Annotated in this window: 29 protein-coding genes; 1 reads left to right on the top strand and 28 read right to left on the bottom strand. The window is 45.0% G+C overall.

Annotated elements, in window-relative coordinates:
- Positions 1 to 2: 2 nt before the first annotated feature.
- From pgsC to BMW59_RS13505, 20 genes are all read right to left on the bottom strand, one after another.
- On the bottom strand, positions 3 to 455 hold the full coding sequence (gene pgsC, locus BMW59_RS13585) for a poly-gamma-glutamate biosynthesis protein PgsC (RefSeq protein WP_093053262.1): 453 nt from the start codon (positions 453 to 455) through the stop codon (positions 3 to 5).
- Positions 456 to 640: 185 nt separating this feature from the next.
- Complete coding sequence (gene pgsB, locus BMW59_RS13580; RefSeq protein WP_093053178.1) at positions 641 to 1,819, bottom strand: poly-gamma-glutamate synthase PgsB; 1,179 nt, start codon at positions 1,817 to 1,819, stop codon at positions 641 to 643.
- Between the two features lie 154 nt (positions 1,820 to 1,973).
- Positions 1,974 to 2,345, bottom strand: coding sequence for a hypothetical protein (locus BMW59_RS13575; RefSeq protein WP_093053175.1), 372 nt, complete (start codon positions 2,343 to 2,345; stop codon positions 1,974 to 1,976).
- 358 nt (positions 2,346 to 2,703) lie between these two features.
- Positions 2,704 to 2,904, bottom strand: a complete 201-nt coding sequence (locus BMW59_RS13570; protein WP_093053172.1) for a hypothetical protein — start codon at positions 2,902 to 2,904, stop codon at positions 2,704 to 2,706.
- 294 nt (positions 2,905 to 3,198) lie between these two features.
- The gene (locus tag BMW59_RS21805; protein ID WP_177174344.1) at positions 3,199 to 3,363 is read right to left on the bottom strand and encodes a hypothetical protein; all 165 of its coding nucleotides are present in this window, start codon (positions 3,361 to 3,363) and stop codon (positions 3,199 to 3,201) included.
- A 68-nt stretch (positions 3,364 to 3,431) separates the two neighbouring features.
- Positions 3,432 to 3,674, bottom strand: a complete 243-nt coding sequence (locus BMW59_RS21800) for a hypothetical protein (RefSeq protein WP_177174343.1) — start codon at positions 3,672 to 3,674, stop codon at positions 3,432 to 3,434.
- A 172-nt stretch (positions 3,675 to 3,846) separates the two neighbouring features.
- Entirely contained in the window at positions 3,847 to 4,014 is a 168-nt protein-coding gene (locus tag BMW59_RS21795; RefSeq protein ID WP_177174342.1) for a hypothetical protein, read from the bottom strand.
- Between the two features lie 67 nt (positions 4,015 to 4,081).
- Positions 4,082 to 4,459 (bottom strand): hypothetical protein, encoded by a 378-nt coding sequence (locus BMW59_RS13560; RefSeq protein WP_093053166.1) that lies wholly within the window; start codon positions 4,457 to 4,459, stop codon positions 4,082 to 4,084.
- Positions 4,460 to 4,588: 129 nt separating this feature from the next.
- Entirely contained in the window at positions 4,589 to 4,747 is a 159-nt protein-coding gene (locus BMW59_RS21790; protein ID WP_177174341.1) for a hypothetical protein, read from the bottom strand.
- Between the two features lie 70 nt (positions 4,748 to 4,817).
- Positions 4,818 to 5,204, bottom strand: a complete 387-nt coding sequence (locus BMW59_RS13555) for a hypothetical protein (protein ID WP_093053163.1) — start codon at positions 5,202 to 5,204, stop codon at positions 4,818 to 4,820.
- A 318-nt stretch (positions 5,205 to 5,522) separates the two neighbouring features.
- Positions 5,523 to 5,957 carry a 3-hydroxyacyl-ACP dehydratase FabZ gene (gene fabZ, locus BMW59_RS13550; protein WP_093053160.1) on the bottom strand — a complete coding sequence of 145 codons (435 nt, stop codon included), beginning with the start codon at positions 5,955 to 5,957 and terminating at the stop codon, positions 5,523 to 5,525.
- A 281-nt stretch (positions 5,958 to 6,238) separates the two neighbouring features.
- Complete coding sequence (locus BMW59_RS13545) at positions 6,239 to 7,219, bottom strand: DNA-directed RNA polymerase subunit beta (protein WP_093053157.1); 981 nt, start codon at positions 7,217 to 7,219, stop codon at positions 6,239 to 6,241.
- 91 nt (positions 7,220 to 7,310) lie between these two features.
- Positions 7,311 to 8,141 carry a flagellar hook-basal body protein gene (locus BMW59_RS13540; RefSeq protein ID WP_093053154.1) on the bottom strand — a complete coding sequence of 277 codons (831 nt, stop codon included), beginning with the start codon at positions 8,139 to 8,141 and terminating at the stop codon, positions 7,311 to 7,313.
- A 53-nt stretch (positions 8,142 to 8,194) separates the two neighbouring features.
- Entirely contained in the window at positions 8,195 to 9,019 is an 825-nt protein-coding gene (locus tag BMW59_RS13535; RefSeq protein ID WP_093053151.1) for a flagellar hook-basal body protein, read from the bottom strand.
- Between the two features lie 105 nt (positions 9,020 to 9,124).
- Complete coding sequence (gene mreB / locus BMW59_RS13530) at positions 9,125 to 10,129, bottom strand: rod shape-determining protein (RefSeq protein WP_093053148.1); 1,005 nt, start codon at positions 10,127 to 10,129, stop codon at positions 9,125 to 9,127.
- Positions 10,130 to 10,993: 864 nt separating this feature from the next.
- Positions 10,994 to 11,275: a sporulation transcriptional regulator SpoIIID gene (gene spoIIID, locus BMW59_RS13525; protein WP_093053145.1), complete on the bottom strand. Its 282-nt coding sequence runs from the start codon at positions 11,273 to 11,275 to the stop codon at positions 10,994 to 10,996.
- A 324-nt stretch (positions 11,276 to 11,599) separates the two neighbouring features.
- Positions 11,600 to 12,436, bottom strand: a complete 837-nt coding sequence (gene spoIIQ, locus BMW59_RS13520) for a stage II sporulation protein SpoIIQ (RefSeq protein WP_093053142.1) — start codon at positions 12,434 to 12,436, stop codon at positions 11,600 to 11,602.
- 106 nt (positions 12,437 to 12,542) lie between these two features.
- The gene (gene spoIID, locus BMW59_RS13515) at positions 12,543 to 13,619 is read right to left on the bottom strand and encodes a stage II sporulation protein D (protein WP_093053139.1); all 1,077 of its coding nucleotides are present in this window, start codon (positions 13,617 to 13,619) and stop codon (positions 12,543 to 12,545) included.
- Between the two features lie 392 nt (positions 13,620 to 14,011).
- Entirely contained in the window at positions 14,012 to 15,343 is a 1,332-nt protein-coding gene (gene murA / locus BMW59_RS13510; RefSeq protein WP_093053136.1) for a UDP-N-acetylglucosamine 1-carboxyvinyltransferase, read from the bottom strand.
- A 529-nt stretch (positions 15,344 to 15,872) separates the two neighbouring features.
- Positions 15,873 to 16,106, bottom strand: coding sequence for a DUF1146 domain-containing protein (locus BMW59_RS13505; RefSeq protein ID WP_093053133.1), 234 nt, complete (start codon positions 16,104 to 16,106; stop codon positions 15,873 to 15,875).
- A gap of 498 nt (positions 16,107 to 16,604) precedes the next feature.
- On the opposite strand from BMW59_RS13505, the gene BMW59_RS13500 reads away from it, so the two are divergent.
- Positions 16,605 to 17,462: a vanadium-dependent haloperoxidase gene (locus BMW59_RS13500; protein ID WP_177174340.1), complete on the top strand. Its 858-nt coding sequence runs from the start codon at positions 16,605 to 16,607 to the stop codon at positions 17,460 to 17,462.
- Positions 17,463 to 17,710: 248 nt separating this feature from the next.
- On the opposite strand, the gene BMW59_RS13495 is transcribed toward BMW59_RS13500, so the two are convergent.
- The 8 genes from BMW59_RS13495 to BMW59_RS13460 all read right to left on the bottom strand — a co-directional run bounded on the left by BMW59_RS13495 (position 17,711) and on the right by BMW59_RS13460 (position 26,616).
- A complete protein-coding gene (locus BMW59_RS13495) occupies positions 17,711 to 19,171 on the bottom strand; it encodes an NADH-quinone oxidoreductase subunit N (protein WP_093053127.1) in 1,461 nt (486 codons plus the stop codon).
- Positions 19,172 to 19,176: 5 nt separating this feature from the next.
- Positions 19,177 to 20,709 carry a complex I subunit 4 family protein gene (locus tag BMW59_RS13490; protein WP_177174339.1) on the bottom strand — a complete coding sequence of 511 codons (1,533 nt, stop codon included), beginning with the start codon at positions 20,707 to 20,709 and terminating at the stop codon, positions 19,177 to 19,179.
- Positions 20,706 to 22,706: an NADH-quinone oxidoreductase subunit L gene (gene nuoL / locus BMW59_RS13485; protein ID WP_093053124.1), complete on the bottom strand. Its 2,001-nt coding sequence runs from the start codon at positions 22,704 to 22,706 to the stop codon at positions 20,706 to 20,708. The genes BMW59_RS13490 and nuoL overlap by 4 nt, the downstream gene beginning before the upstream one ends.
- Positions 22,707 to 22,818: 112 nt before the next feature.
- A complete protein-coding gene (gene nuoK / locus BMW59_RS13480) occupies positions 22,819 to 23,133 on the bottom strand; it encodes an NADH-quinone oxidoreductase subunit NuoK (RefSeq protein WP_143051239.1) in 315 nt (104 codons plus the stop codon).
- On the bottom strand, positions 23,129 to 23,626 hold the full coding sequence (locus tag BMW59_RS13475; RefSeq protein WP_093053118.1) for an NADH-quinone oxidoreductase subunit J: 498 nt from the start codon (positions 23,624 to 23,626) through the stop codon (positions 23,129 to 23,131). The genes nuoK and BMW59_RS13475 overlap by 5 nt, the downstream gene beginning before the upstream one ends.
- On the bottom strand, positions 23,623 to 24,540 hold the full coding sequence (locus BMW59_RS22365) for a NuoI/complex I 23 kDa subunit family protein (protein ID WP_093053115.1): 918 nt from the start codon (positions 24,538 to 24,540) through the stop codon (positions 23,623 to 23,625). The genes BMW59_RS13475 and BMW59_RS22365 overlap by 4 nt, the downstream gene beginning before the upstream one ends.
- 4 nt (positions 24,541 to 24,544) lie before the next feature.
- Positions 24,545 to 25,504: an NADH-quinone oxidoreductase subunit NuoH gene (gene nuoH / locus BMW59_RS13465; RefSeq protein ID WP_093053112.1), complete on the bottom strand. Its 960-nt coding sequence runs from the start codon at positions 25,502 to 25,504 to the stop codon at positions 24,545 to 24,547.
- Positions 25,504 to 26,616 carry an NADH-quinone oxidoreductase subunit D gene (locus tag BMW59_RS13460; RefSeq protein ID WP_093053109.1) on the bottom strand — a complete coding sequence of 371 codons (1,113 nt, stop codon included), beginning with the start codon at positions 26,614 to 26,616 and terminating at the stop codon, positions 25,504 to 25,506. The genes nuoH and BMW59_RS13460 overlap by 1 nt, the downstream gene beginning before the upstream one ends.
- Positions 26,617 to 26,623: the final 7 nt, after the last annotated feature.

Genomic DNA, 26,623 nt, shown 5'->3' with positions numbered 1-26,623 from the left:
TTTTACCAGATAAAATAGTAGGCTGTGATGAGGGCGAAGGTGATGCCGCTTAATACCATGGTGCTTGTTACGGTAATAAGGACGCCTTGTTTCTGAAAGGAATTGGCGATGAGTCCGGGGACGATCACTCCGATTCCGCGCAGTTCATATATCTCAAATGGCATCACCGGGTACAGGTAATCAAAAGCCAGCTTCAGGGCTACTCCTGTTAAAAGCATGGCAGCGAACTTTCGTCTCCCATATAAAATAGTCATACGGGCAAGCACATGAACAACTAAAAGATAGATAAGGCAGCTTATAAAAAAAATCGACATGATAAAGAACGGCTGGTCGAAAATAAGTGCCAGGTAACCAGGCACGATGATCCCGCCGGGAAGCACACCTGCTTTTTCCGCATATAAAAGGCTTAACACCACCCCTGTCACCAAGGTTATATACAAATCTGATCCGAACATCGATTGCCCACTCCTTTCTTTTTCGCCAGCCAGCCCGTGTCCCGCTCCCGCCATCAGCCTGATTTTAAATCTCACCGGTCTTTTTCCGCCCATCACTTCACTAAGCAATTCGCTCATCCGGTGACCGAATGAATGAAGGCTGCTGGAGATTAAGCCTTCTAATCTCCCCGAATGGGCTGCCCCTATTAAACAGCCTCCACCGTTTCGCTATCCTTCAAATAAGCAAGCAGCTCTTCCGCCGCCCCGTGAATATTGCCAATCCCAAACATAACATCACCGCTAACCCGCTGTTTAACAGCAGCTGCTGCCTCTTCCACGCTTTTGCCTTCCATATTTACAAGCTCTCCTGGCTGAATCGAACCATTACCGACGGCCTCTATAATTGGACCGACGCTTTCACCGATTAAAACGAGAACCGATATCTTCATTTCAGGAAGAACATCCCTCGCAAACTGTTCAGTCCGGTCGACCCTGTCTTCACGGCAGTTCATAATAACTACAGGACGCTCAGTCTCATAACCGAGCTGCTCCACCCGCCGCCAGATCGACAGCGTCGAATGGGCGTCATTCGCCGCAAATGCATTCACAAACGGTGACTTCTTCCCGTCACTTTCAATTTCTTCTATCCTTAAAGCCCCCGGGTCAGGCTGCGCATTAAGCATCCCCCGGCGCGCGGTCTCTTCATCGATTTGAAGCGCCTCAGCCACAGCAAGAGCCAAAGCTGCATTTTCAGGAAAAATCACGTATGGAAACTGACGCAAAAAGTCTTCAGTGATTCGTGAAGCGTCCGCGACGATCAGTTTCGTCTTTCTTTTTTCAGCTTCTTTCAAATAGAAGCTCACATACGGAGAATCATTCACAATCAGCTTGCCGTTATATGGAATGGTTGATATAAAAGATTCAGCCACATCGTCTAATGAAGGGCCAAGCATATCCATGTGATCTTCCAGCACGTTCACGATCACTCCGATATTAGCCTGGAGCATGATCGTCTGAAAGGTATTCTGATAGTCAGGGTTGACTGCCATACATTCACTGACAAGGGCTTCAGCTCCCCGATCAGCCGCTTCCTGGACCACCCTTTTCTGCTCTTTAATATTAGGGCCTTCCGGGTCACGCAAAATGGGCTTTTCTTCAGGTGTATCCCAGTAAATCATTCTTGCAGACGTTCCTGTCGTTTTGCCTATCGTTTTATAGCCCGCTTCTTTGACAATACCTGTGACAAGCCTTGTAACAGTAGACTTACCGCGCACGCCATTTATATTTATCCTTATTGGAATACTTTCCACATTTTTTTGGTGCTTTATTCTCTCAATGACCGCAAGAGTTAAAATAATAATTACTGAAAGAGGGATCAGATACATGAGTAACTTCCTTCCACCGTCTAAATTATCTTTAGTCTGTGTAAAAAAGCTGATTTTAGCAGAGGAATATTTTGAAAAGCCTGAGGAAGATTGAAGAAGGGGAGCAAAAATAAAAAAGAGAGGTGAAGAATCACCTCTCTAATCAATCGCTGCATTATTCGTTTCCAAGATCGTTTTCTTCGTTATCAAACTCGTCATTTTCGTCAAATTCATTATCGATTTCTTCATTGTCATCGCCGAAATCTTCTTCGGTGTCTTCTTCACCAAATTCGTTGTTATCTTCAAGGCCGTCATTATTTTCCATGCCTTCGTTATCTTCCATACCTTCATTGTCTTCAAGACCTTCGTTATCTTCAAGACCTCCGTTATTATCCATACCGCCGTTATCATTCATTTCAGTATTGTTTTCCATGCCATTGTTGTTTTCAAGACCCGGCTCGTTTTCACCGCCATTGTCACCACATGCGGCAAGTACTCCTACTGCTAAAACTCCTGATAAAATTGAAAGTGATAATTTCTTTTTCATTATAAAATACCTCCTGAGTATTAAATCTTTATACGAGTCTTTTTTTAAAAAAATTAGTAGTACCCGCATAGCTGATCATTCGCTGCTTTTGATCAACTGAGGTCATCTTACCCCGTAAACCGCCTGGCAGCAATACATTCTGCAGGTTTTATGAAGTCTTTCACATTATGCCGGATTTGTCATTAAATTGTGTAACTGAGTGTAAAAAAGTATGGCGAACGGTCAGAAACAGGCTAACTTTAAAAAAGCTGAAGTAAAGAAGAAAATATTGAGCAGCTCCCGGCAAAATCTTATATGCCCTAAACAGAGGCACAAAAAAAGACGCGTCACTGACGCGCCTTTTTAGACAGGAAAGTTATTAAGCATCTCCGTCGTTGTTATCCATTTCTTCATTCTCCATGCCGTCATTTTCCATGCCGTCATTGTTCATTTCTTCATTCATACCGCCGTTGTTATCCATTGTTGGATCGTTGCCGTTCTCACCACCGTCTCCACATGCTGCAAGTACTCCTAGAGCTAATACACTGGACAATGCTGTTAAAGCTAATTTTTTCTTCATGATAATCTCTCCTTTATTTTGTATTAATCGAATGAAAGACTCATCTCAGCTACTGCTAAATCTAAATAAGTAAATAATATCGGTTAACCGCTTTCTTGCGATTAACTGTAGTCATCTTACCGCGAAAAAAAGCACGCGACAATAGTATCAGCAAGTTTTATAAATTTTCCCATATTTTACCGCAATTCCTTATAACATTATGTAATTGTTCTCATATTTGCATTAACTGCACGTGCTCCATCACACAAAAAGACGCGCCTGAGGCACGCCTTTTTTTAGCTGGGTATGCTTTTATTACATATCTCCGCCGTTATTCATACCATCTTCATTCATGCCATTATTTTCTTCCATCATTGGATCATTCTCAACAGGTTCATTGTTTTCCATGTCTCCGCATGCACCGAGAACCCCTAGTGCGAGAACACTTGATAGTGCTGTAAGAATAAGCTTTTTCTTCATGTTCTTTCCCTCCTTTTTTTAAAAATCGAGTTAAGACTCATGATAGCTATTTACTGTTTCGCACCAATTTATGAGTTATTGTTTTCGTGGCCAGTCTCTCCGTCTAACATGTCGTCATCATCTTCATCATACATGTCCTCATCATCAATTATATCGCCGTCATCGACGCCGCCATCATTAACATCAACGTTATCATTCAGTCCGCCGGTATCGTTATTTATGCGGTCATCATTGTCCTGATCTCCGCACCCGGCAAGAACTCCAGCTGCCAGAACTCCTGACAGTAAGGAGAACGTTAATTTCTTATTCATAACTCTGCCGCCTCCTTTTAGCTTAAGTTTTATAAAAGTCCCTAAACGAGCTTTAGCGGCAGACGGACATAAGTCAGCGTCTGCCGCCATGGATTAGTTCCGGCTCTCTATTAAGAATTTTTCTTAGCTTTCACTCAAAGTGTGCTCAGGTTCCGGTAACTTCCGGGATCACTTACATATCCCCGTTATCGTTACCCATACCGTCGTCGTTCATACCGCCGTTATCTTCAACGCCGCCGTTGTCATTAAGGCCATCATTATTTTCCATATCACCGCAAGCGCCAAGGACGCCCAGAGTCAAAACACTTGATAGTGCTGTTAACATTAACTTTTTCTTCATGATCAGTCAACCTCCCATTTAGAATAGTTAATTTATGCTAACAAACCATTTGGTTTGGAGCTGGCTATTAAACGTTATTGTCGTCGTTATCCTCATCATTAAACATGTCGTCATCTTCATTATTGTCTTCATCTTCGAACATATCATCATCGTTTTCGTTATTCATACCATCGTCATTATCGTTCATTCCATCATTGTCATTTAGCCCATCGTCATTGTTCATTCCATTATTGTCATTCATGCCGTCATCATTGTTCATACCATCGTTATCGTTAAGGCCATCGTCATTGCCCATGCCATTGTCTTCATTCATTTCAGTGTTGTTACCGCCATTCATGCCACCGTTGTCTTCCATGTTATTGCCGCCGCCGTTATCTCCACAGCCTGCTAAAACACCTACTGCTAATACACCTGAAAGTACTGATAAAGTCATTTGCTTCTTCATGAATAATTCCTCCTGTTGAAAAAATTTGTTTAAATAAATGTTTAATTTATTTTTTATTAAATCGCAGCCGGGGATAATGCTATTCTTCCCCCAGCTACGTGATTACCGGCTTATCATTAACCTGTTTCATTAGCCGTTATTATTACCTTCATCCCTGACACCGTTATTGATGTCTGAGTTGTTCACGTCTTCTGTGGGATCGTTATTGTCCGCGCCCCCGCACCCTGCAAGGATGCCTGCAGCCAGGACTCCTGATAAAACGGAAAGAATGGTTTTATTTTTCTTCAAAACTCAATTCCTCCTTCAAACTCCTTATAAACTACAAATTTTGAAATATTTGTGTTATACAGAGGGCGAATTATACGTTTTCATCACTATTATTATTGTCTACATCGACATCTGTATCTTCGTCAGTGTCCACTTCAACATCAGTATCTGTCTCTTCATTATTCATGTCTGCATCATCGTTATTGCCATGTCCGGCATTGTTATTTTCCATTCCGTCATTTCCATTCTCATCGTTAAGACCACCGTTATTGTTTTCAGCGCCGTTATCGTTCATTCCGTCGTTTCCAGTATTCGCCCCGTCGTCACCGTTAAGGCCGCCGTCATTTTCCTCGACGCCGCCGTTATCGTTACCATTTTCGTTGATTTCGATATCGACGTTCTCGCCATTATCACCGCAAGCTGCGAGAATTCCTAATGATAAAACAGCAGATGCTGTCGTTAAAATTGCTTTCTTCATAAAACTGATACCTCCTGAAAAGTATAATAATTTTTTGCTAAAAATATATAAGTGCATTTAGCAATGTGTCTATCAGCCTTATTTCACGAAACTGTCAATACAAAACGTAGTTCATTGTTTTTAGATAATCTCTCATATTCTTCACACATAGTCACAAATTCCAAAAAAACAGTCCCTTCGTATATGGAAAAAAGGCTGGAATTGTCTAAAAATAGTTAATCAAACGTTTGAATACCAAAAGCTGGGGGGTCAGACCCCCCAGAGTTTTCCAATAAAAAACCCGCCGGGAGTGAAATACCCGGCGGGATCTTTGTTCTGTTATTCTTTTTTATCGCCTAAAGCAAACATAAGCTCCGCTTCGGCTACAGTATTGCCGTCTACCGTCGCGATGGCTTTGCCTTTTCCAATCGTTCCCCTCAGTCTTGTCATTTCAACTTCAAGGCGCAGCTGGTCGCCCGGACGAACTTGTCCTTTAAAACGGCAGCCGTCAATACCTGCGAAAAAAGCGAGCCGGCCGCGGTTTTCTTCTTTCTTCAGCATAGCTACTGCCCCTACCTGAGCCAGCGCTTCAATAATAAGGACTCCCGGCATGACCGCGTAATCAGGAAAATGGCCGTTAAAAAACTCTTCATTAGCTGACACGTTTTTAATGCCTACAGCTTTTTTGCCTTCGTCTACTTCAAGAATCTTGTCCACAAGCAGAAATGGGTAACGGTGCGGAATAATATCTTTAATCTCTTCAATGTTCAGCATGCGTTTGTGACCTCCTCATAATAACAGGGGATAAATCTGTACCCCTTTAGTTTACGTCTTTCTCTCTTTATGTACAAGTGCCGTTCTGAAAGGTCTTTATTTACGTGAGGTTTACCTGAATGCGGAACTAACCGTGTATTAAAATGCTTAGGCGCCCGCCCCAATAATAACCGTTCACCCGCCCCAGAGCCCCGCCACTTGCCGGGAGACCCTAACTGCTTTAAAAAAATACAAAAAGGAGCTGCCCTTAAAAGTTAAACTTTCGGGGCAGCTCTTGCTCTTTAACGTCCGCGCTCTGTTCCATCGAAAATAATGTCATAAATATGGAACCATGTTTGCGGATTAAACACTTCCATAGGGTTGCCGCCATCGCCTAAAATCCAAAAGCCGATCACCGCACCTAACACCATACTGACACCAAGCGCAAGGACTAATAACACGATCCTGAGCCATATCGGAAATAAACGGACCCGGCCTCTTTTATAAGTAGCCTCTTCCCGTTCTTTCCGTTTCTTTTCAGCTCTGCTGGCTTCAGCTTCCTGTTCTTCTTCCGGCTCTTCAGAAGTGTCACCGGCCGTTGGCGTACTGGCCGTACTGGCCGCCGCACCTTCTTCAACCCCTCTTAACGGATCCGTCCCTTTTGCTGTTTCATCCCCGTCTTGAGGTTCACTGGAAGGACGGCTGTCAGCCTTTCCTTCCTGAGAGCCACTTGTGCCAGAAGAAGATACATCGTCATTTCCTTCGGCAGCACCACCTGTGAAAGAAGTTACATCCTCATTTTCTTCGCCAGGTTCGCTCGCTTCAGATGAAGAAACTCCGGTAGTCCCTGCCGAAGCTGTGCCTCCAGCAGCTTCGCCTTCAGCAGCCCCTTCGGACTCCTCACTCTCACTGTAACTGTTCTGAGTGCCGGCTAACGGATCTTGCGTCTCTTCAGTCTCAGAGGGAGGGACTTCTCCCTCTTCCCCTGTTGATTCGTCACGGGGAGCTTTACCGGATATTCCGCCGCCTGCACCTGCCGTACCAGATGCCTCATCTGAGTCAGAACCCTCCCCTGAACGAACGTCCTGGGATGGATTGTCCTCGTTTTCAGACGTTTCTCCCGATTTTTCTCTGGAAATAAAGGGTTTCATGTACTCGTGTGACGTTTCTGTATTTTGTTGTGAGTTTGGACTGCTGCCGGTGCCGGTGGACTCGTCTTTAGTATGAGACTCGTGTGCTTTGCCGGTGCCGGATTGTAAGGTTTGATCTTTGTCTTCACTCATGGCTGGCTCCTCGTCGATTCCTTGTTAATCAATAATAACACGATTGATGACAGTGTGTCATATGAGAATAAAGGCTCTTCTTTCATTACGCCTACCGGAGATTGGTGACAATCCCCATCATTTGGTCAGTGATGCCAATAGCCCGGGAGTTGAACTGGTAAAATCGCTGGGCGTCAAGCATATCTGCCATTTCTTTCCCAGTGTCCACGTTAGACATTTCCAGTGAAAACTGGCTGATGATTTCTGTTCCGGCTGCTTCTTCAAGAACATCGCCAATGTCTGCGTCCAATACTTCAAGGTCGGGAAAAATAAAGCTGTTGGTGCCAATACTGGTTAAAAGCTGCGGTTTAGTGACGTTTACTATTTGAAGCTCCGCCACATCTTCTATCGTGCCGTCTTCAAGGGTGATCTGAATTGTTCCCGCTTCATTAATTCTTAAATCTTCATAAGTAGAAGGCACGCTTATCGGTTCACCTGTCGACGATAAGACAAATTCCCCTTCTGAATTGACGAGATGGTTCTCTCCTTGAGCCGCTGGATTCGGGCTTAAATAAAACGCGCCATCCCGTGTGAAGCGGCGGTCGCCGTCTTCAGTTTCAGCTATTTCAAAAAAATAACCCGGTTCAGTGAGAGCCACATCGAGGGGACGCCCGGTCTCCTGCATCGTCCCTTGCTGAAAACGGATCGCCGTCTGCGCGACTGCAGCCCCGGCACCTCGACGGATGCCATACGGGGTCTGTCTGCCCGCTTCCTGGGAAATCACCGGCTGATTGTTCACCTGCTGGACGAGAAGATCTGCGAAGTTCGTATCACGGCGTTTATAGCCGGTCGTATTGGCGTTGGCCAGATTATGACCGATGCTGTCCAGCTTTGTCTGCACCTGCCCCATCGTTACTGCCGAATTGATCATTGACTGATTCATTATCATTCACCTGCTTTCAAAGGGTCACGTCTTAAGGCCGTCAGCCAGCTGTATTAGCGTAGTCTTCCAATATCGTTGACTGCCCGCTCCATACTCTGGTCGTAAGCCTGCAGCACTTTCTGATTCGCTTCAAACGACCTGAGGGCCGACATCATCTCAGTCATCGTCTGTGATGCATCAACAGTGGACCTCTCCACGAACCCTTGCTGAAGCTGGTATGACACGTCATCGTTATCTATTGCGCTCGGCGTGTCGTTTTCGCCGTCATAACGCAACAGGCCGTTCCCTTCTTTTACAAGCTGCTCAGGGTCACTGATCACAGCTACGTTAATTTGGCCGAGAAGTTCATCTTCTGCGGAAAAAATGTCGCCGTCACTGTTCACACGAATAGTTTCATTCTGCACATTGACAGGTTCGCCATCGGCAGCCAGTATGTAATATCCCTGTGAACTGGTGAGGAAGCCTTCCGAGTCGATTGTTAAACTGCCGTTCCGTGTATAACGGAGATCTCCGTCACTGTTTAATGTTTCGAACAAAAGGACAGCGTTCTGGCCGGTTTCTTCGTCCTGCGGCACGCGCCCCTGAAGAATAGCAATATCTGTATTATTCCCTGTCTCCTGCATATCACCCTGATTAAACTTGGGTGTTTGTTCCTGCATATATACCCCTGTAGCCAGCTCTCCGACTCTGTTTGTCCCGTGCGACCTTGCATGGTCCGTTCCCATTGCGCTGATAAGCATATTCGGGAACGTGCGAAGGGAGGCCTGGTCAGCTTTAAAGCCAGGCGTATTCACGTTTGATAGGTTATTAGTCAGCATTTCCTGCCGTCTCTGCTGCGCAATCATCCCTGCGCCCGCTGCGTGCAATCCTCGTAGCATGTCTTTCACCTCTTTGATTATGAAGCTGCTCTCAGGCAGTTTTCTATTACTTATATCGGCCCGGCTTCAAAATCCTTTAAGGTTAAAGACGAACTCTCTGGTTTTTCAGACTTTTATTTTATTTCTGTTAAGCCGGTCTAAATTCTCCAGAAGTATACCTGTCCCGTTAGCTACGCAATCCATCGGTTCTTCAGCTATAAAAACCGGTACTTTCAGTTCTTCTGCAAGCAGCTGGTCGATGCCGTGCAAGTAAGCTCCGCCTCCGGTAATGATAATCCCGCGGTCAATAATATCCGCCGATAATTCAGGCGGGGTCTTTTCAAGGACGTTTTTGGCAGAGACGACAATGTGGGTAATTGATTCTTCCATCGCTGAGCAGACTTCTTCAGAAGTGACAGTGATGGTTCTTGGCAGCCCGCTTACCATATCCCGTCCGCGAATTTCAATTTGTTCCTCCCTCGAACCTTTAAACACCGTGCCGACTTCTTTTTTGATCTCTTCCGCTGTCCGCTCCCCGATAAGAAGTTTGTACTTCTTTTTAATGTAATGAAGAATGTCGCTGTCAAAGCGGTCTCCGGCCACTTTAATTGATTCTGCAGTCACAACTGATCCCATCGAAAGGACAGCCACATCGGTTGTTCCTCCGCCGATATCTACGACCATATTCCCGCTTGGCTGGTAAATATCCATTCCTGCCCCTACAGCTGCCACCTTAGGCTCTTCTTCAAGGTAAATATTTTTCCCGCCGCTTTTTTCCGCTGCTTCACGAATCGCTTTTTGCTCAACTGACGTAATATTCGTCGGGCAGCAAATGAGGATTCTAGGTTTTGAAAACCATCCTTTTACACGGATTTTTTCCAAAAAGTGTTTAAGCATGGATTCAGTTGTATCAAAGTCTGCAATGACGCCATCTTTTAACGGTCTGATGACAACAATATTCCCCGGCGTTCTGCCAACCATCTGGAAAGCTTCTTCGCCTACAGCAAGGACTTTTTTAGTAGACGCCTCAATCGCCACAACTGAAGGCTCGTTTAAAACGATGCCTCTCCCTTTGACATGAATTAAAATATTAGCTGTCCCTAAATCAATTCCAATATCCCTTCCAAACATTCGTTGTTTCCTCCCAGTAGTAATTTAGTTTGGCTGACTTTCCCGGCAAAACGCTGATTTTTTCTCCCGTCACTATATATGTACGCCTCAAAAAGGCCTGCTTTTTAAGAACTTCATTTATAGTTTTTACATCCAATATAATATTTTATCACAAATTGTCGTTTTAAAGGAGGAGAATTTGCCATTTCTTTGAGTCATAGGTGGTGTACGCCATAGTCTTTTCCACATATTGCCGAACTTATTAGCGGGCGGCAGCTTTATTCCGGGAAGCCTGCTGCTGGAGCAGCGTATACGCCTATTCACTTGCCTGCTGATTACACACAGTTTTTAAAGGTGAGAATTGTATCAGGTATTAAGAGGGGGAGCCTTGACCCTTTATAATAACTTCTTTCTTCAGGAATGAAAGCAGCAACGGATTAAATTTTGATAATAGGGCTGCTTGTAAGTGCAGAGCAAATAACGGGACCGAGCCGGCTTTCTAAGCTTTTTCATAAAGGAAGGAACCAGACTGGAAAACGCAGTTTCTGGCTGATTTTTTTCAAAAAAATGAAGACTGGGGCCATAAAAAGGCACCAGCCTGTTAGATTTATTGGCTATATGATTTGTCCCTCAGCGATCGTTATTACTTAAACGGGCATCTGGGCATTTATGGGAGCTCTTTTTGGGTTATTGAAGATGTGATGAGACCTCTGTTCAATTCCTCTGCCTGCTTCCCAGAGAAATGCACTTTTAAAGCAGTCTTTATGCCCGCGGTTACATTGCTGCTATTTATAACTCCTCCTTTTGTCAGCTGACGCTGGTTTCCCCCTGAAGACAAATTTTCAATACACGATACATCAAAATTTGTCCCTTTTGTACGGATACTTATACTTTGGTTTCGGCCATCTGGCTCTTTTCAGTAGATTGTTTGTATTTTACTTTCGTGGCTTCACCACCCCTCAGATGGCGGATCGATTTGTGGTAATCGAGAATGGTCTTTACTTCGTTTGCAAGTTCGGGATTTATTTCCGGCAGCCGCTCTGTTAAATCTTTATGAACGGTGCTCTTTGAGACCCCAAACTCTTTCGCTATGGTCCGGACTGTTTTTCTTGTCTCTACGATGTACCTCCCTATCTTGATAGTCCTCTCTTTGATGTAATCGTGCACATCTCTCGCCTCCCTTATCATTCTGGAGTTCAAAAAGACTAAGAAAAAGACAGCCTGAGTTAACAGAGGTGCCGGTAACATTCATCCCTCACTGCCAGCCCCTGTTCTAAACACAGTGTGCATTCTGTATCGACTAATGACTTTCAACCTTTTTACACACTACCGCTCGTCTGCCACCCTCATCCTCTTTGAACGACCTTCTCTTGTTGCATTAAGGTTTGTTAAATTTTATTAGAGGAATGGCGAAGATATGCCTAAAATGCACAAAAGGAAAAAGCTGGGGGGTCTGTCCCCCCAGCTTTTTCCTTTTTAATTTACTTATTTTTAAGACATTCCGCGTTCTTGCTCGATTTCTTCTTCCGGTTCTGGAACTTCTTCAGGGGCTTGCTGCTCATCCTGCTCTTCATCTGTGAAATCCGGTAAAGCGGTTAGTGTCTGATCCACGTAATCAAGTGGATTGACTGGTACATTGTCTTTTCTAATTTCAAAGTGGGCATGTACACCTGCATCTGTGTTATATAGGTTTCTGCCGGCTTGGCCAATGACATCGCCTTGTTTTACCGTTTGCCCAGGTTCAACAGTGACACCGTCAAGGCTTTGGTAAATAGTAAGGATATCTTCTTCATGCTCGATATGGACTACCTGTCCGAATAAAGCATCTTCTTCAGCTTTTACGACAGTACCGCTCATTGCAGCGCTGACATCAAATGGCTGATTATCGTCTCTGGCGAGGTCAATTCCCCGGTTTTGGTAGAAATAATTGTTGTAGCGAATGAACGCTTGCTCCTGATCTTCTACAGATGCTTCAAAGTCATGAAAGATACCTACAACTGCAACTTCGTTTTCGTCCACAACAGGCAATTCAAATACCTCATCATGGGAGACAGCTGGAACCGCCTCTTCTTCATCTGCTTCTGTGGATTCTGATACATCACTTAATCCTTCAGTTGACTCATCAGCGGACTCTTCTATATCAAACTCAGAGTCTCGTTGTTCGTCTGTGAGATCATCAGTTGATGTCATCCACAAAAATGTCGACAATACTACAGCGGACAATGTAAGATATACTGCTGGCAATGCCCAACGCTTTTTCATCAGGCGTTTCATTTTCGCCTGCACTTGCTCCCATTTGGAAGCTTTGTTTTCTTCATGATTATTCATGTAATCACCACCTCAGCAACCATTCTGATCAGATTGCCGAGAATATATACATAATTTTGAAAATTTTATTTTTTATGGGGGGACAGACCCCCCATTTTTTGTAAGATTACCCTACGTCGTCTGCTAGATTCTCATTTTCCTCGTGTTTTACTAGAACAGCTGAGGCTTCTTCTATACTAACTCCGTGGTAGTAGTGTTGAATAATGTCACGATAAGTATATCCTTCTTTAGCCATTCCGTCAGCGCCAAACTGGCTCATCCCGACACCGTGTCCCCATCCTCTTGTTTCAATAAGAATGCGGTCTCCTTGTCTTTCCCAAGAAAAATCGCTGGAATCCAGCTCAAGTGCATCCCTGATTTCCCTGCCGGAAAAGGTTTTTCCTCCTATCGCTACTTTGGCTACTCTTCCGCCTGTTGTCCGTGATTCAATTTCCCCTATGCCTTCTCCAGGCAGCTCCACCTGAAGCTTTTGCTGAAATTCCCCGACAGAGAGCTCCCGCGTCCCTTTATACCTTGGCGACTCCACATCCCACGGACTTTCTACACTTCTTAAATAAGGAAATTCACTTTCCCAGTATTCCTCTGAATTTTCAGTATAGCCGTTACTGGTAGAGAAAAAAGTAGCTGTGATAGGTTCGTCTTCAAATGTGATGACTTGGCCTTCCGTTTCATATACTGCCTGGCGAATACGCGACATTTTCCACTCAAATTCGCTTCCCCATGTTTCGATAAGTTCTTCTTCATTTTTAAAAACTTGATGAAGCACGGTATCCGTCACGTCCGCTCCTTCAGGAAGACTGAGATCGTGCCCATCCATTATTTGACGGAATAAATAAGTCCGCGCTGTCAGAGCCTGTGCTTTTAAAGCCTCCATTTCATAAGAAGCCGGCATTTCCGAAGCGACAACTCCTGCAATATATTCTTCGAGCGGAACTTCCTCTATCATTTCACTGCTTGAACGGAAAACAGAAACAGTCTGTACTTCAGGAGGAAGTGCACTTCCGGTATTTTCCTGTGAAGCAGGCTCGGCTTCCGCAGGTTCGGTTTCTTTCGTTTCAGTAACTGCCGGAATATGCTCTTCCACCCCCGGCGTCTCACTAGGAAAACTTGTCACAAGGATCGAAGGAACCACCAGGATGCCTATCATAAATATAAGACCTACTATTATTAAATTTTTTACCATACGACGTCCTCCCTCTCTTTGTATAAAATATTCCTGTCATCGCATGTCTATCTCATATCTATGAACTCTATTTAATGATTAGAACATTTGAGAAGGAAATTAGTAGTTTTGGTAGAGCCGTGTGAAAGCTACTTTATGATTAGCCGTGATCTTATGCCCCCAACTATGATTCTGCCCGGTTTCCCGACATCTAACACAGGTATTTCCACCTGTCTTAAAAACGCCAGGACTGTCCGTATGCCAGTCCTGGCAAATAAGTTCATTTACATAAAATCCCTTTAAAATTTACCAAATAAAAATTCCCACAAAAAAAACCCTGTGAGCGGCCATAAGTAACCGCCCACAGGGCTTAATAATAAGATATCTATTGAAGATAGCGATAAGACCAGATATCAGGAAGCAAAATTCGGATCCATTTTTAATGGTGCCGGTGCTTCTAAATTTTCCATTTCAACTTGCTCTTCTTCTTTTACCCGTTCAATGTCTGCTCCTAGTGCCTGTAATTTTTCCGCAAAATCAACGTAACCGCGGTCGATATGCTTTAATTCAGTGACACGGGTATACCCTTCAGCAACAAGGCCGGTTAACACCAGTGCAGCACCTGCGCGAAGATCGGTAGAAGCGACTTCAGCTCCTTGAAGTTTCATTGGGCCGTTAATAATAGCTGCCCGACCTTCAATTTTAATGTTTCCATTCATGCGGCGGAATTCTTCCACGTGCATAAAACGGTTTTCGAAGACAGTTTCAGTAATTACGCTCGTGCCTTCAGCGTTGAGCATCAATGCCATAATCTGTGACTGCATATCTGTCGGGAACCCAGGATGCGGCATTGTTTTGACATCAACAGCTTTTAATTTTTCAGGTCCGATCACCCGGACTCCGTTGTCTTCTTCAATGATGATGACGCCCATCTCGTTCATTTTTGCAATAAGCGGACGAAGGTGTTCCGTCATGACGTTTTCCACAAGCACGTCTCCGCCGGAAATTGCCGCGGCTACCATAAAGGTTCCCGCTTCAATTCGGTCAGGAATAATTGTGTGGTCTGCGCCGACAAGTTCATCTACACCATCAATTTTAATTGTACCTGTACCTGCGCCTCTGACTTTGGCGCCCATAGCATTCAAGTAATTAGCAAGACATACAATTTCAGGCTCTTCAGCTGCGTTTTCAATAATAGTCGTTCCAATTGCAGTTGTTGCTGCCATCATAATATTTTCAGTTGCGCCTACGCTCGGAAAGTCGAGGTAGATTTTGTTTCCATACAGACGGTCGTCCACTTTCGCTTCAATGAACCCGTTTCCGATTTCAACCTTAGCGCCCATGGCTTCAAACCCTTTAAGATGCTGGTCAATCGGACGTGATCCGATCGCGCAGCCTCCCGGTAACGCAATACGCGCATGACCCACGCGGGCAAGCAACGGTCCCATAACTAAGAAAGATGCACGCATTTTACGTACATATTCGAACGGGGCTTCCGTAGCTAATTCCTTCTGTGCGTCAACTTCTATATGGCGTTTTCCTTCGTAGGATACGTCTGCGTTAAGATTGCGTAAAACTTCATTGATTGTGTATACGTCAGCTAAGGCTGGTACATCATAAATGTTACTCTTGCCTTTACTTGCTAAAATGGATGCAGCGATGACTGGCAAAACAGCATTTTTGGCTCCTTCAACTCGGACAGTGCCGCTTAAGCGCCTGCCACCGCGGACGATAATTTTTTCCAATGTATTCCCCTCCGCGTCCAGATTGTATAATTCATTCATATTCACTGGTAATCATTCGTGTGCCAACCAGCGGGGTTGTTTACACGCCCATTCCGCTGGTGTGCGTCGCTTGCTGTGATTACCTGGGGTGTTTCTGTCTTCTTTCCAGCTGTGTCCTTCATGTAAGTATGAGGCGTGGAAAGGGCCTGGTGTTACTTATGTTTTTTCATGGTGTGGTGCCGAACTAAATTCTTCTGTTTATTTATTGCTGGCATTGCTTTGTCTTTTATCGTAATTAAGTGTTTATCAATTGTTAATGCAAATAGTGATCTAATTCGTTAAATTGTCATGTAGAGTGTCCAACCTGCTGATAAAAAATAAGCATGCGGTGTCCTTATTCCCATAAAAAACCAACGTTAAACCCAGCCTTTTATAGTTGCTCTTAATTAAATTGTTACCTGTAATTGGTTTATGATACATGGAAGTATCCGCTAATCAGCCGGTGTCCTGTGGTTTTCATCCACTCCTTCTTTCGCGTCTTAGTTTTTTCCTAAAAAAGATGTCTCAACATTGTTGACCAGTTTAAATAGTTCAGTAAAAAACTTGTTACCATATGCGTTAAAGCAAGTGTAACGATAATCACGAGTGCTTTTGCTTTCGCACCATCAGGGTTTTTTACAAACAAATCAAATTTGAATGATTGGACCGCCCACCAAACGACAGTTAAAACCATTAAACTGATTAGAATGTTAAATAATGACTGCTGTCCAAGTGAGTCGATCATGATGCTAACCCTCCGTGAATATACTGTCTCCTATTTCTTCTGATATCGATTCCACTCGGGAATCCTCACCTGCTCATTCTATTCAGCCATCACCCTTAATAACACACTTAGTGAAAAATTGAATAAACGAGCACAAAGATAATGATAACCGAAAACAACCCCTCCGGCTACAGTTTTTTTAACTTTTTCTTGTCTTTTCTGTTAGGTCTTTCGTATGTTTTTTTGGTATCACATCAATAAATTTCCATTAATCAGACCCAGCTTATGATTAATGTACACTTGCAACCGTTTTCTTAACGCCTGCTCTTTTTTTCACAAGAACATCATACGCAGAACCTCCTGCATTTTTGTCCGTTAATTTAATTTTTTTGTGGTAGGAGGTCAGATTGGGGGTCAGACCCCCCATTTATTGGAATTATTTTATTAACCAAATTGGGGGTTCGTACGTATCTTATAAGAGGTGAAGGATTAAACTTTTTAAGTCAGGAGTTAATGATTATGAAGAAAAAGAGTTTCAAACACCGTTATGAGCCGCCTAAATGGTCAGAATTAAATGAGGGAAGGTTAACACCGCTTGAGTCGCTGGCGGGGTCATGGCCGTTATTTTTTTTCAGAAGGAACCAGCGTAAACAAATTACCGATTTGCACGGAAGGTTAGTCAGTTTAAAAATTAAAAATCCATACTGCATTGACTTTAAAGGAGAAGAGTTAGAAGCGGTAAAAGAAACTCTGGCTAATCTGACTGATGAACAGAAAAAAATAGCGCGTTATTATGCCTTTGGTCCGCCCACAAAGCAGATCACTCCTGTTATTGACAGGCTGATTGACACTTACGGTGTCAACCCGCCGCGTGCCGCCAGAATTCTCGCTGTCACCCAGTCGGCTATTAATGATGCGATGATTATTAACTGGCGTTTTAAATATTTAACTGATATCGCCCGGCCTGACCAGGTGGATCCTGATTTAGTACCACTTCTCGAAACTCCGCCATTTCCGGCATATCCGTCAGGCCATGCGACGGCGGCAGGCTGTATGGAAGGTGTTTTAGGCTATTTTTTCCCAGCAGAAAAAGAAAGACTGCACGAGATTGCTGAAGAAAACGCTCTGTCACGGTTGTATGCAGGTGTACACTTCCCCGCTGACAATGAGGAAGGCCTCCGGCTAGGCCGTCAAGTCGCTGACGCTGTCGTCAAACATGTCAACAGACAGAGAGATGCCAGACATCGGCCGATTGACGACCCATTTACTGAAGACAGAAATGCCGTTTTGCCTCCTCCGCCGTATGAGCAGTTAATTCCGTTCCCTCCAGCGGAAAATGTTTCTCAGCGGCCACGGTTATATACATTTCCTTTTTAATTAATACGGCCGTTAGCACACAAAAGAGCACCCGCTTTTTGCAGGTGCTCTAACCACTTTTATTATGGTACTGTTTAAAGTTAAACATTTTTTAAAATTCTCGCTTGCTCCTGCGGTTACTCGTCGCATGTAACAGAACTGCCGCGGGCAAGGCTTCAGCTAACCGGGGAAAACACCCGGTGGATCTTCAGCTCTTGCTTTTCCCGCAGGCGTCTCGTTATTTTTTCAAAATCATAAATAAATATTTTTTAGAAAAAAGCCATCCAGTTAAAGGTGTTAAAGATGTCGAGCACGAGCCCTGGCAGAATACCGAGAATAACTGTTACAGCAAGTGACACAGTAACTACTGTCTGCATGCTTCCTGAAACCGCCAGTTCTTTATCGTTTGGCCTCGGGTCTGTCATAAACATCTGTTTAATAAATCCAAAGTAATAGAAGAAGGAAATGACACTGGTCACAATCATAATAATTGCAAGCCACAGCATTTCACCCGCTACTGCACCGAAAAAGATGTAGGCTTTTCCAATAAATCCTGCAGTTAACGGTAGTCCGGCCAATGACACAAGGAATACCGTCATGGCAATAGCCAGGTAAGGCGCACGCTGATACAGCCCTGCAAAACTGCTGAGGTCGCTCGTTCCTGTATCCTCCGTGACGAGAGTAATCACAGCGAAGGCGCCGAGTGTCATCATTAAATAAGCGACACTGTAGAACACTATCATGTTAATTCCTACGTCGCCTATCACTGTAGCGACCGGTACGAGCAGATAACCTGCCTGAGCGATTCCGGAATATGCCATCAGACGCTTCACGTTTGTCTGAGTCAAGGCAATAAAGTTACCTGCAATCATTGTAATTGCTGCAATGACCGCGATAATGAACGCCCATTCCTGAAAAACGCCGCCAAAGCCGAGGAAGAAAACTCTGAGAATAATCCCGAATCCAGCCAGCTTGGAAACAACTGATAAGAAAGCTGTAACCGGTGTAGGCGCTCCTTCATAGACGTCCGGGGCCCACATGTGGAAAGGCACAATGGAAATTTTGAAGCCGAACCCTGCGAGCATGAACAAGAAGCTCATCATGACGACAAAGGTATATTCTTCAAACAGCATTGGCACTGCCTGGCCGATTTCCAGCAGGCTTGTGGATCCTGTCAATCCGTAAAGGAAAGACATGCCGTAAAGAATAAATGCGGAAGCTGTGCCGCCGAGCACCACATACTTGATTGCTGCTTCTGTAGACGGGCGGGAATATTTCTTAAATCCTGCAAGGACATAAGATGAAATACTTAAAATTTCGAGCCCGATAAAGAGTGTGATCAAGTCCGCAGACGAGACCATAATCATGGCTCCCAGCGCGGCAAAAAGCATGATGGAATAATATTCACCCTGGTACACTTCTGCATTCCGCTCTCTGTCAAGAAAGTTCATGCTGATTAATATAACCATCGCCACGCCAATGAGAATGATCAGTTTAAATACCATCGCAAACGGATCTACGACAAACACTTCCGCGATCGACCCGCTCGTGCTGTTAGTAACGACGACCAAAACAGCTGTGACTAACAGGGATAATACCGACAACCTTCCGATAAAAGGCTTTTTCCCATGAATTCCTGTCATAAAGTCTATTGTAAAAACAAGTAAAGCTAATGCGGCTAAGACAATTTCCGGAGTCATTAAAGACCAGTTGGCATCAAAAGCTGTCATTGTCTTTAACCCCCTATCTTCGACACGATGTCGATTACTGTAGTGTTAATTACGTCACTTAGAAGATGCGGATAAACGCCGATGGCGATACTTAATACCAACAAACCAACCATTGGTACGTATTCCATTGGACGTGCATCCGGGAGTCCGACGTATTTTTCTTTCATTGGACCGAACGTCGTACGCTGCATTGCCCACAGCAGATACGCCGCAGTCAGGATGATCCCGATCGCACCGATGACGCCGATAGTATACGCTGCCGGAATCAAGTCAGCTGATGCTCCGAAAATACCGATAAAGGCCAGTAACTCACTGACGAAGCCTGACAGTCCAGGCAAGCCGACAGAAGCCATGGCTGCCGCAAGCATAAACCCTGCTAAAATCGGCACAGACTTAGATAAGCCGCCAAGCTCTGAAATCGTACGTGTTTTTGTCCGTTCGTAAATCGCTCCCACCATAAAGAAGAGAAGTGCTGAGATAAACCCGTGGGAGACAAGCTGGAAGATCGCGCCCTGCATCCCCGCGGTTGTGAACGAAGCCACACCGAGCAGAACAATCCCCATGTGACTGATACTTGAGTAAGCCACCAAAGACTTTAAATCTGTTTGTACGAGTGCGAGAAGCGCCCCGTAAATAATGTTTATAACCCCTAAAATCGCAATGAGGGTGGCAAATCTTGCTGCCTGGTCAGGAAGAACACCGAAACCGACACGGATAAGTCCGTAACCGCCCATTTTTAACAGCACACCGGCTAAAATCATACTTGCTGCTGTCGGTGCTTCAACGTGTGCGTTAGGAAGCCATGTATGGAACGGGAAAACCGGCAGTTTTATCGCAAAGGCAACAAATAAGGCGAGGAACAAACCGCCTTTTAAAGCCCCTGTCAGTACTTCCGGATTGGCCGGATTCGCATAGATTTCCGCGAGGCGGATCATGCTGAAAGATGTTTCCTGAAAGTTCATCGCCTCTGCCCCTTTAACGAACATGGCAATAAACGTAATAAACATAATCGCACTTCCGAGCCCTGTATAGATTAAAAATTTGAAGGACGCGTATTCTCTCATTTTTCCGCCCCATATTCCAATTAAGAAGAACATCGGAATGAGTGTTAACTCGAAGAAGAGGAAGAAAAGGAACATATCAAGTGCTACGAATACCCCGAGCATCCCTGTAAGTAATACGAGTGTCCAGACGTAAAATTCTTTAACTCTTTTTACTATAGAGAAGGATGCAAAGATCGACAGTGTGGTGACGATCGTTGTGAGCACTAAAAGCGGCATGGATAAGCCGTCAATTCCGATTTCATAGTTGATTTGTAAAAATCCGATATCGAACCACGGGGCAACAGTTTCAAACTGCATGCCTGAGACACCGCGGTCAAAGCCTCCCCATATAATGAGGGAAAGAACTAAGGCACTGCCTGATACGATAGCGGCAAGAGAACGAATGACATTGACGTTTTCTCTCGGGATCGTCAATATCAGAGCAGCCCCGATCAGCGGAACAAAGACGAGCCAAGTTAAGAGATTTCCCATCATCCGAAATACCCCCTTAGAACGAAGGCAAGTGCGATGACAACAATTCCTCCGAGGATAGATACCAGTCCGTAAGTTTGCAGCTGTCCGTTATGGCGTCTCCCGAATGAGCGTCCGGTCGAGCTTGTAGACCGTCCAATCAGGTTGACAATGCCATCGACAATGCTTTTGTCCATTTCCCAGAAGAAACGTCCGATCGCGACAGTCGGCCTTACGAAAACTGCTGTATAAATTTCATCTAAATAGTATTTGTTCAAAAGAAGGTTATGGACGCCGGGAGCTTTTTTGGCAAAGAAGTCTTCCGCAATCGCGCCTTTGTAATACATTGCCCAGGCTAGCGCGATCCCCGAACCCGCTACAACTAATGACAGGATTGCAAGCCAAAGGGCGCCATGAGGCTGTGCTCCAAGGTTAAGCCCTTCTGTCAGGAAGCCTTCAAGCGGATGGCCCATAAACGGCAGGTTCACTAATCCGGCAACCACCGCTAAAGATGCGAGTACAATGAGCGGTAATGTCATAAAGCCCGAGTTCTCTTCAGGTGAGTGATGGTGGTCATGATCCTCAGCTGGAGGAACATGAGCTTCTTTATCCATGGAATCATCGCGCGGATTATCTGCTTCAGCCACATCTGCTGCCCCGTAAGCATCAACTTGCGGGTCGTCAGCATGAGGGTCATCGTGGTCCCCTCCGCGATATTCACCTGTAAATGTTTTAAAGAATAGACGGAACATATAAAACGCCGTCATAAATGCTGTGATAAGAGCTATTGCAAAAAGGAAGCCGTCTCCGTTCAGCAGCGCCGAAGCGAGAATTTCTTCCTTACTCCAGAAACCGGCCAGCGGGAATACCCCTGCGATCGCCAGTGCCCCTATCAAAAAGGTGACAGAAGTAATTTTCATTTTTGACCATAAACCACCCATATCCCGAATATCCTGCCGGTGGTGTACGGCGAAGATCACGCTTCCTGCCCCAAGGAAAAGGAGTGCTTTAAAGAAAGCATGCGTCATCAAGTGGAACAGACCTGCTACATAGCCTGCCGTTCCTAATGCTAAAATCATAAATCCTAACTGGCTGATTGTTGAGTAGGCCAGGACCCGCTTAATGTCAGTCATGACAAGAGCCATTGTCGCGGCGAAAAATGCCGTAATCGCTCCTGTATAGGCTACAACTGTCATGGCAGTCGATGAAGCAAGGAATAACGGATACATAACACCGACTAAGTACACCCCGGCGGCAACCATTGTCGCTGCGTGGATAAGGGCACTGACAGGTGTTGGACCTTCCATAGCATCAGGTAACCAGACGTGAAGCGGAAACTGAGCCGACTTACCAACAGCACCAAGGAAAATAAGAAGAGCGGTAGCTGTGATCAGCGTGTCATTAATCAGTCCGTTTTCAACTGCAGCATAGATGACGCCATAGTCGAAGCTTCCGGTCTGATTAAATAAAATGACAAGACCTAACAGTAAGCCTACATCCCCAATACGGGTTGTTAAGAACGCTTTTTTTGCAGCAGCTGCTGCTTCCGGTTTAAAATACCAGAACCCTACAAGAAGGAAGGAACATAAACCGACCAGCTCCCAGAAGATGAAAAGCTGCAGCACGTTCGGTGCAAGAACAAGGCCCAGCATGGAAAACGAGAACAATCCGAGATAAGAATAAAAAACGTGAATCCTGTTATCGTCGTGCATATATTCACGGGAGAAAATATGAACCACCAGGCTGACAAGAGTTACGACAATCAGCATCATCGCATTTAAAGCGGTGACCTCGTAGCCCATGGTAATCGCACTTTCTCCAAAGGTAATCCATTCAATAACAAACTTGTAAGTTTCTCCGCCAATCCGTTCAAACAAAACCAGTACGGAAACGATGAACGACAGGGCCAATGCTGCTATTCCTACATAAGAAGCCTTCTCTTTAAGAAATCTTCCAAAGAATAACAGAATAAGGAAGGCGATAAGCGGAAAAACCGGGATTAACCAGGCATTCTGTATCATACCATCACCTTTTCTTCAATTAGTCTCTTTCATAATTAGACAGTGTTCAAAAAGTCCGAATTCCATTGTCCGCTTTTTAAACACGTTAAGTTAATAAATTGTTGCGGTTGTTTTACCAGCGCAGCAGGTCGTGCTTAATCACATCTATGGAATTTCTGTTGCGGTACAGTGCAATGAGGATGGCCAGGCCAACCGCGGCTTCCGCTGCTGCAACAGTGATAACGAACAGTGTAAACACTTGCCCTGTAATATTGGCGAAGGGTCCGATTGCAGAAAACGCAACCAGGTTAATATTCACTGAGTTAAGCATTAATTCAATACAGACAAGAACGATGACGAGATGGCGCCTCGTTAATACCCCGTACAATCCGATGCAAAATAAAATGGCCGCTAGTGCTAAAAAGAAGGTTACAGGCACCATATTAATCGGCCTCCTTTCGTGCGATCACTATCGCTCCGATAAGAGCGGAAGTTAAAAGAAAAGCCGATCCAAGGAATGCAATAAAATAGTGCCCGTAAAGCTCCAGTCCAATTGCTTCGACACTTCCTACAAAAGGCTGGGTCGATTCGTGCATATCCAGCGTTGATATGCCGTACAGCATAAGCCCCAACAGTGTTGCTACTCCGACAAAACTGAGAGCCTGCTGCCATTTTCTTGGATCTGGTCCGAAACTTATATTTCTGTGGTCGGTCATCATCATACCAAACACGAATAAGATCGTTATCGCACCGACATAAACCATAATCTGGATAATGCCGATAAACTCTGCCCCCAAGAGAAAGTAAAGGCCGGCAACAGCCATGAAACTGAATGCCATGGAAACAACACGGTGGGAAATCCGTTTAAGTGCAATAATTAAGACGGCTCCGGTAATTGCGATCAATGCAAAGATGATAAAGAAGATCATTTGCCCAGTCACTTGTCGTCACCTCTTCCCGCTCCATCCCCTTCGTTGTTTCTGTCCCGTTTGTTCGTATCAGCTTCAGGTTTCGGGTCTGTGTCAGCTTTTTTGTCTGCTGCTGGTTTAGGCATTGCTTCAGGATCCGGAAGCGGATTCGGTTTGGAATCAGCTGCTGATTCCTTGCGGGCTGACGGTTTCTGTTCGTCAGGTTTGGCCTCTGTTTTTTGGTCAGCTGCTGGTTTGGCGTCAGCTTTTCGGTCAGCTGCTGGTTTGGAACCGGCCTGCGGCTTTTCAGCCTTCGTTCCTTTTTCTGTTTTTTCCGCCGGTTTTGCTTCAGCTTTACCGCCCGACTCAGGCTTTGAGGCAGCCTGGGATGTTTTTTCAGCGCCGGACTTGGCTGACGGTTTTGCTTCGTCTTTGCCTTCAGCTTTCGCTCCCGCCCCTACTGCCGCTTTTTCTTTCTTTTCAGCAGCCGGCTTTTCTGCCGCTTTTTTCTTCGGCTTATCTTCTTTTGGTTTTGTTTCAGTGTAATTTCCGTAGTGTTTGTTGTTTGTAAGCCATTCAATATCTTTAAAGTGAGCGGCCCGGTTAAATTCACTTAAGTTATCGTAACGCGCAGTCATGACAATGGCTTCTGTCGGGCACACTTCAGTACAGAAATCACAAAGGATACATCCCTGAAAATCAATGTTGTAGGTGTCGATCACTTTTTTCTTAGGATTTTCCTCGCTCTTCTTGCCTGAAAGTGTAATGACGTCTGTCGGACACGCTTGCACACATAAATTACATACAATACATTTTTCCGGGAAAAAACGGTGGATTCCGCGGAATCGTTCAGGCATAACCACTTTTTCTTCTGGATATTGGATGGTAATATTCTTTTTTCTGAAATAGTTTAAGGTTACGCCGAACCCCTTTAGTAAACGAAACATTTAATCACCCCATCCACACTTTATATATCGACGTAAGCACAATGTTGAGCAACGCTACCGGGATGAGCACTTTCCAACCGAAATTCATGAGCTGGTCCACGCGTGCCCGCGGTAAAGTAGCTGTCAGCCAGAACCAGATGAACATAACCGCGACGACTTTCAGCATAAACCATACGATTTCCGGCAAAAATGCAGGTCCTAGCCAGCCACCGAGGAACAAGGTTGTGGCAAGACCGGCAATGGCTATAGCATACGTATACTCCGCTAACATAAACATGGCGAAACGGAAGCCTGAGTACTCTGTAAAGAACCCTGCTACAAGTTCCGATTCAGCTTCAGGCAAGTCGAAAGGCGACCGGTTTAATTCGGCAATTGATGATATCATATAAACCGCGAAACCAAGGAACTGCGGAACGATAAACCACATGCCCATATTCGCCTGATAGTTGACAATATCGGTAAGGTTGAGTGAACCAACCATAATAATGACCCCGATAATTGAAAGAATGAGCGGCAGTTCATAACTGACCATCTGGGCAACCCCTCGTATAGAACCGAACAGGGCGTATTTATTGTTGGAACTCCAGCCGCCCATTAACACTCCCAGCATTGTGATCGATGATACGCCTAAGAAATAAATGACACCGATGTTAATATCGGCTCCGCCTACCGTACTGCTGTAAACGAGCACTGCCATAACGGAAAAGGCAGGTGCAAAGGCAAGAACAGGCGCAAGAACGAATATTTTCTTATCTGCATTTGCAGGAATCACGTCTTCTTTCAGTAAAAGCTTTAATACATCAGCTATTGTCTGGAAAACTCCCCAGGGGCCGTGGCGGTTTGGACCTGGCCTCAGCTGCATTGCTCCAATGACTTTACGTTCGGCAAGGATGGCAAATGTTACCCCTCCGAGTAAAACCATCAAAACAGCCACAGCGTACAAAAACATGAGTAAGTAGTCCACTATGCATCGACCTCCCCGAGTACAACATCGAGACTTCCGAAAATGGCTACGAGGTTTTGAATCGATTCGCCCACCAGCATGTGCTGGAGAATAGAAACATTAACGAAAGAAGGCCGGCGCAGTTTGATCCGGTACGGCTTATTTTTTCCGTTACTGATGGCGTAAACCCCGATTTCACCCTTAGAAGCTTCAGCGCGCTTATACACTTCTCCTGCCGGCGGTTTGATCATCATCAGCCTTTTCCCCTTTTTGGTGATGATGTCTCCTTCAGGAATCTGTGCACAAGCTTGCTCAATAATTCGCAAAGACTGGAACATTTCCTCAATACGTACCTTATATCTGGCGAATACATCGCCGTCTTCCTGGGTTGGTATATCGAAATCAAACCGGTCATATATAGAATACGGCTCTGTTTTCCTGAGATCTATCGGGATGCCGCTGCCGCGTGCAATTGGTCCTGATAATCCCCAGTTGATGACTTGATCTTTTGACAACTTTCCGACTCCGATGGTTCGCGCACGGAATACTTCGTTTCCGGTAACGAGTGTGTCAAATTCCTGTATGTTCTCATACAGTTCTTTAACTGTTTCCTGCACTTTTTCGATCCAGCCTTCAGGCGCGTCCCATTTTACGCCGCCGATGCGGTGATAGTTAAACGTCATCCTCGCGCCGCTGATTTCGTTAAGGCGGTCAAGAATCGTTTCGCGGTCACGGAAAGCATAAAGGAATGGACTCATTGCCCCGATGTCCAGCAGATAGGTTCCCCACCAGACAAGGTGGCTGGCGATCCGGTTAAGCTCCATTGTAATTACGCGCAAGTATTCAGCCCGTTCCGGCACTTCCCACTCGAGCAGTTCTTCAATGGCTGCACAATAAACATAGTTATTCGTCATAGCGTTCAAATAATCTAAGCGGTCAGTGTATGGTATAAACTGCGAATATAGAAATCTCTCAGCTAATTTTTCCGATCCACGGTGAAGGTACCCCATCACAGGTATCGCTTCCTTGATCGTCTCCCCGTCTACTTTAAGCTGCAACCTGAAAACCCCGTGTGTACTCGGATGCTGCGGCCCCATATTCAGCGTCATTGTTTCTGTTTTTAACTCCGGCATTTACTAC

Source organism: Salipaludibacillus aurantiacus (assembly GCF_900111295.1).
Taxonomy (GTDB): Bacteria; Bacillota; Bacilli; order Bacillales; family Salisediminibacteriaceae; genus Salipaludibacillus; species Salipaludibacillus aurantiacus.
Note: the sequence above shows the minus strand (reverse complement) of the source record. Positions and strands in the feature narration are given on the sequence as shown.

Excerpts from the sequence above, each read along its gene's own strand:
- pgsC (WP_093053262.1), bottom strand. The coding sequence starts at position 455 with ATGTTCGGATCAGATTTGTATATAACCTTGGTGACAGGGGTGGTGTTA.
- pgsB (WP_093053178.1), bottom strand. The coding sequence starts at position 1,819 with ATGTATCTGATCCCTCTTTCAGTAATTATTATTTTAACTCTTGCGGTC.
- BMW59_RS13575 (WP_093053175.1), bottom strand. The coding sequence starts at position 2,345 with ATGAAAAAGAAATTATCACTTTCAATTTTATCAGGAGTTTTAGCAGTA.
- BMW59_RS13570 (WP_093053172.1), bottom strand. The coding sequence starts at position 2,904 with ATGAAGAAAAAATTAGCTTTAACAGCATTGTCCAGTGTATTAGCTCTA.
- BMW59_RS21805 (WP_177174344.1), bottom strand. The coding sequence starts at position 3,363 with ATGAAGAAAAAGCTTATTCTTACAGCACTATCAAGTGTTCTCGCACTA.
- BMW59_RS21800 (WP_177174343.1), bottom strand. The coding sequence starts at position 3,674 with ATGAATAAGAAATTAACGTTCTCCTTACTGTCAGGAGTTCTGGCAGCT.
- BMW59_RS21795 (WP_177174342.1), bottom strand. The coding sequence starts at position 4,014 with ATGAAGAAAAAGTTAATGTTAACAGCACTATCAAGTGTTTTGACTCTG.
- BMW59_RS13560 (WP_093053166.1), bottom strand. The coding sequence starts at position 4,459 with ATGAAGAAGCAAATGACTTTATCAGTACTTTCAGGTGTATTAGCAGTA.
- BMW59_RS13555 (WP_093053163.1), bottom strand. The coding sequence starts at position 5,204 with ATGAAGAAAGCAATTTTAACGACAGCATCTGCTGTTTTATCATTAGGA.
- fabZ (WP_093053160.1), bottom strand. The coding sequence starts at position 5,957 with ATGCTGAACATTGAAGAGATTAAAGATATTATTCCGCACCGTTACCCA.
- BMW59_RS13545 (WP_093053157.1), bottom strand. The coding sequence starts at position 7,219 with ATGAGTGAAGACAAAGATCAAACCTTACAATCCGGCACCGGCAAAGCA.
- BMW59_RS13540 (WP_093053154.1), bottom strand. The coding sequence starts at position 8,141 with ATGAATCAGTCAATGATCAATTCGGCAGTAACGATGGGGCAGGTGCAG.
- BMW59_RS13535 (WP_093053151.1), bottom strand. The coding sequence starts at position 9,019 with ATGCTACGAGGATTGCACGCAGCGGGCGCAGGGATGATTGCGCAGCAG.
- mreB (WP_093053148.1), bottom strand. The coding sequence starts at position 10,129 with ATGTTTGGAAGGGATATTGGAATTGATTTAGGGACAGCTAATATTTTA.
- spoIIQ (WP_093053142.1), bottom strand. The coding sequence starts at position 12,436 with ATGAATAATCATGAAGAAAACAAAGCTTCCAAATGGGAGCAAGTGCAG.
- spoIID (WP_093053139.1), bottom strand. The coding sequence starts at position 13,619 with ATGGTAAAAAATTTAATAATAGTAGGTCTTATATTTATGATAGGCATC.
- BMW59_RS13505 (WP_093053133.1), bottom strand. The coding sequence starts at position 16,106 with ATGATCGACTCACTTGGACAGCAGTCATTATTTAACATTCTAATCAGT.
- BMW59_RS13500 (WP_177174340.1), top strand. The coding sequence starts at position 16,605 with ATGAAGAAAAAGAGTTTCAAACACCGTTATGAGCCGCCTAAATGGTCA.
- BMW59_RS13495 (WP_093053127.1), bottom strand. The coding sequence starts at position 19,171 with ATGACAGCTTTTGATGCCAACTGGTCTTTAATGACTCCGGAAATTGTC.
- BMW59_RS13490 (WP_177174339.1), bottom strand. The coding sequence starts at position 20,709 with ATGATGGGAAATCTCTTAACTTGGCTCGTCTTTGTTCCGCTGATCGGG.
- nuoL (WP_093053124.1), bottom strand. The coding sequence starts at position 22,706 with ATGATACAGAATGCCTGGTTAATCCCGGTTTTTCCGCTTATCGCCTTC.
- BMW59_RS22365 (WP_093053115.1), bottom strand. The coding sequence starts at position 24,540 with ATGTTTCGTTTACTAAAGGGGTTCGGCGTAACCTTAAACTATTTCAGA.
- BMW59_RS13460 (WP_093053109.1), bottom strand. The coding sequence starts at position 26,616 with ATGCCGGAGTTAAAAACAGAAACAATGACGCTGAATATGGGGCCGCAG.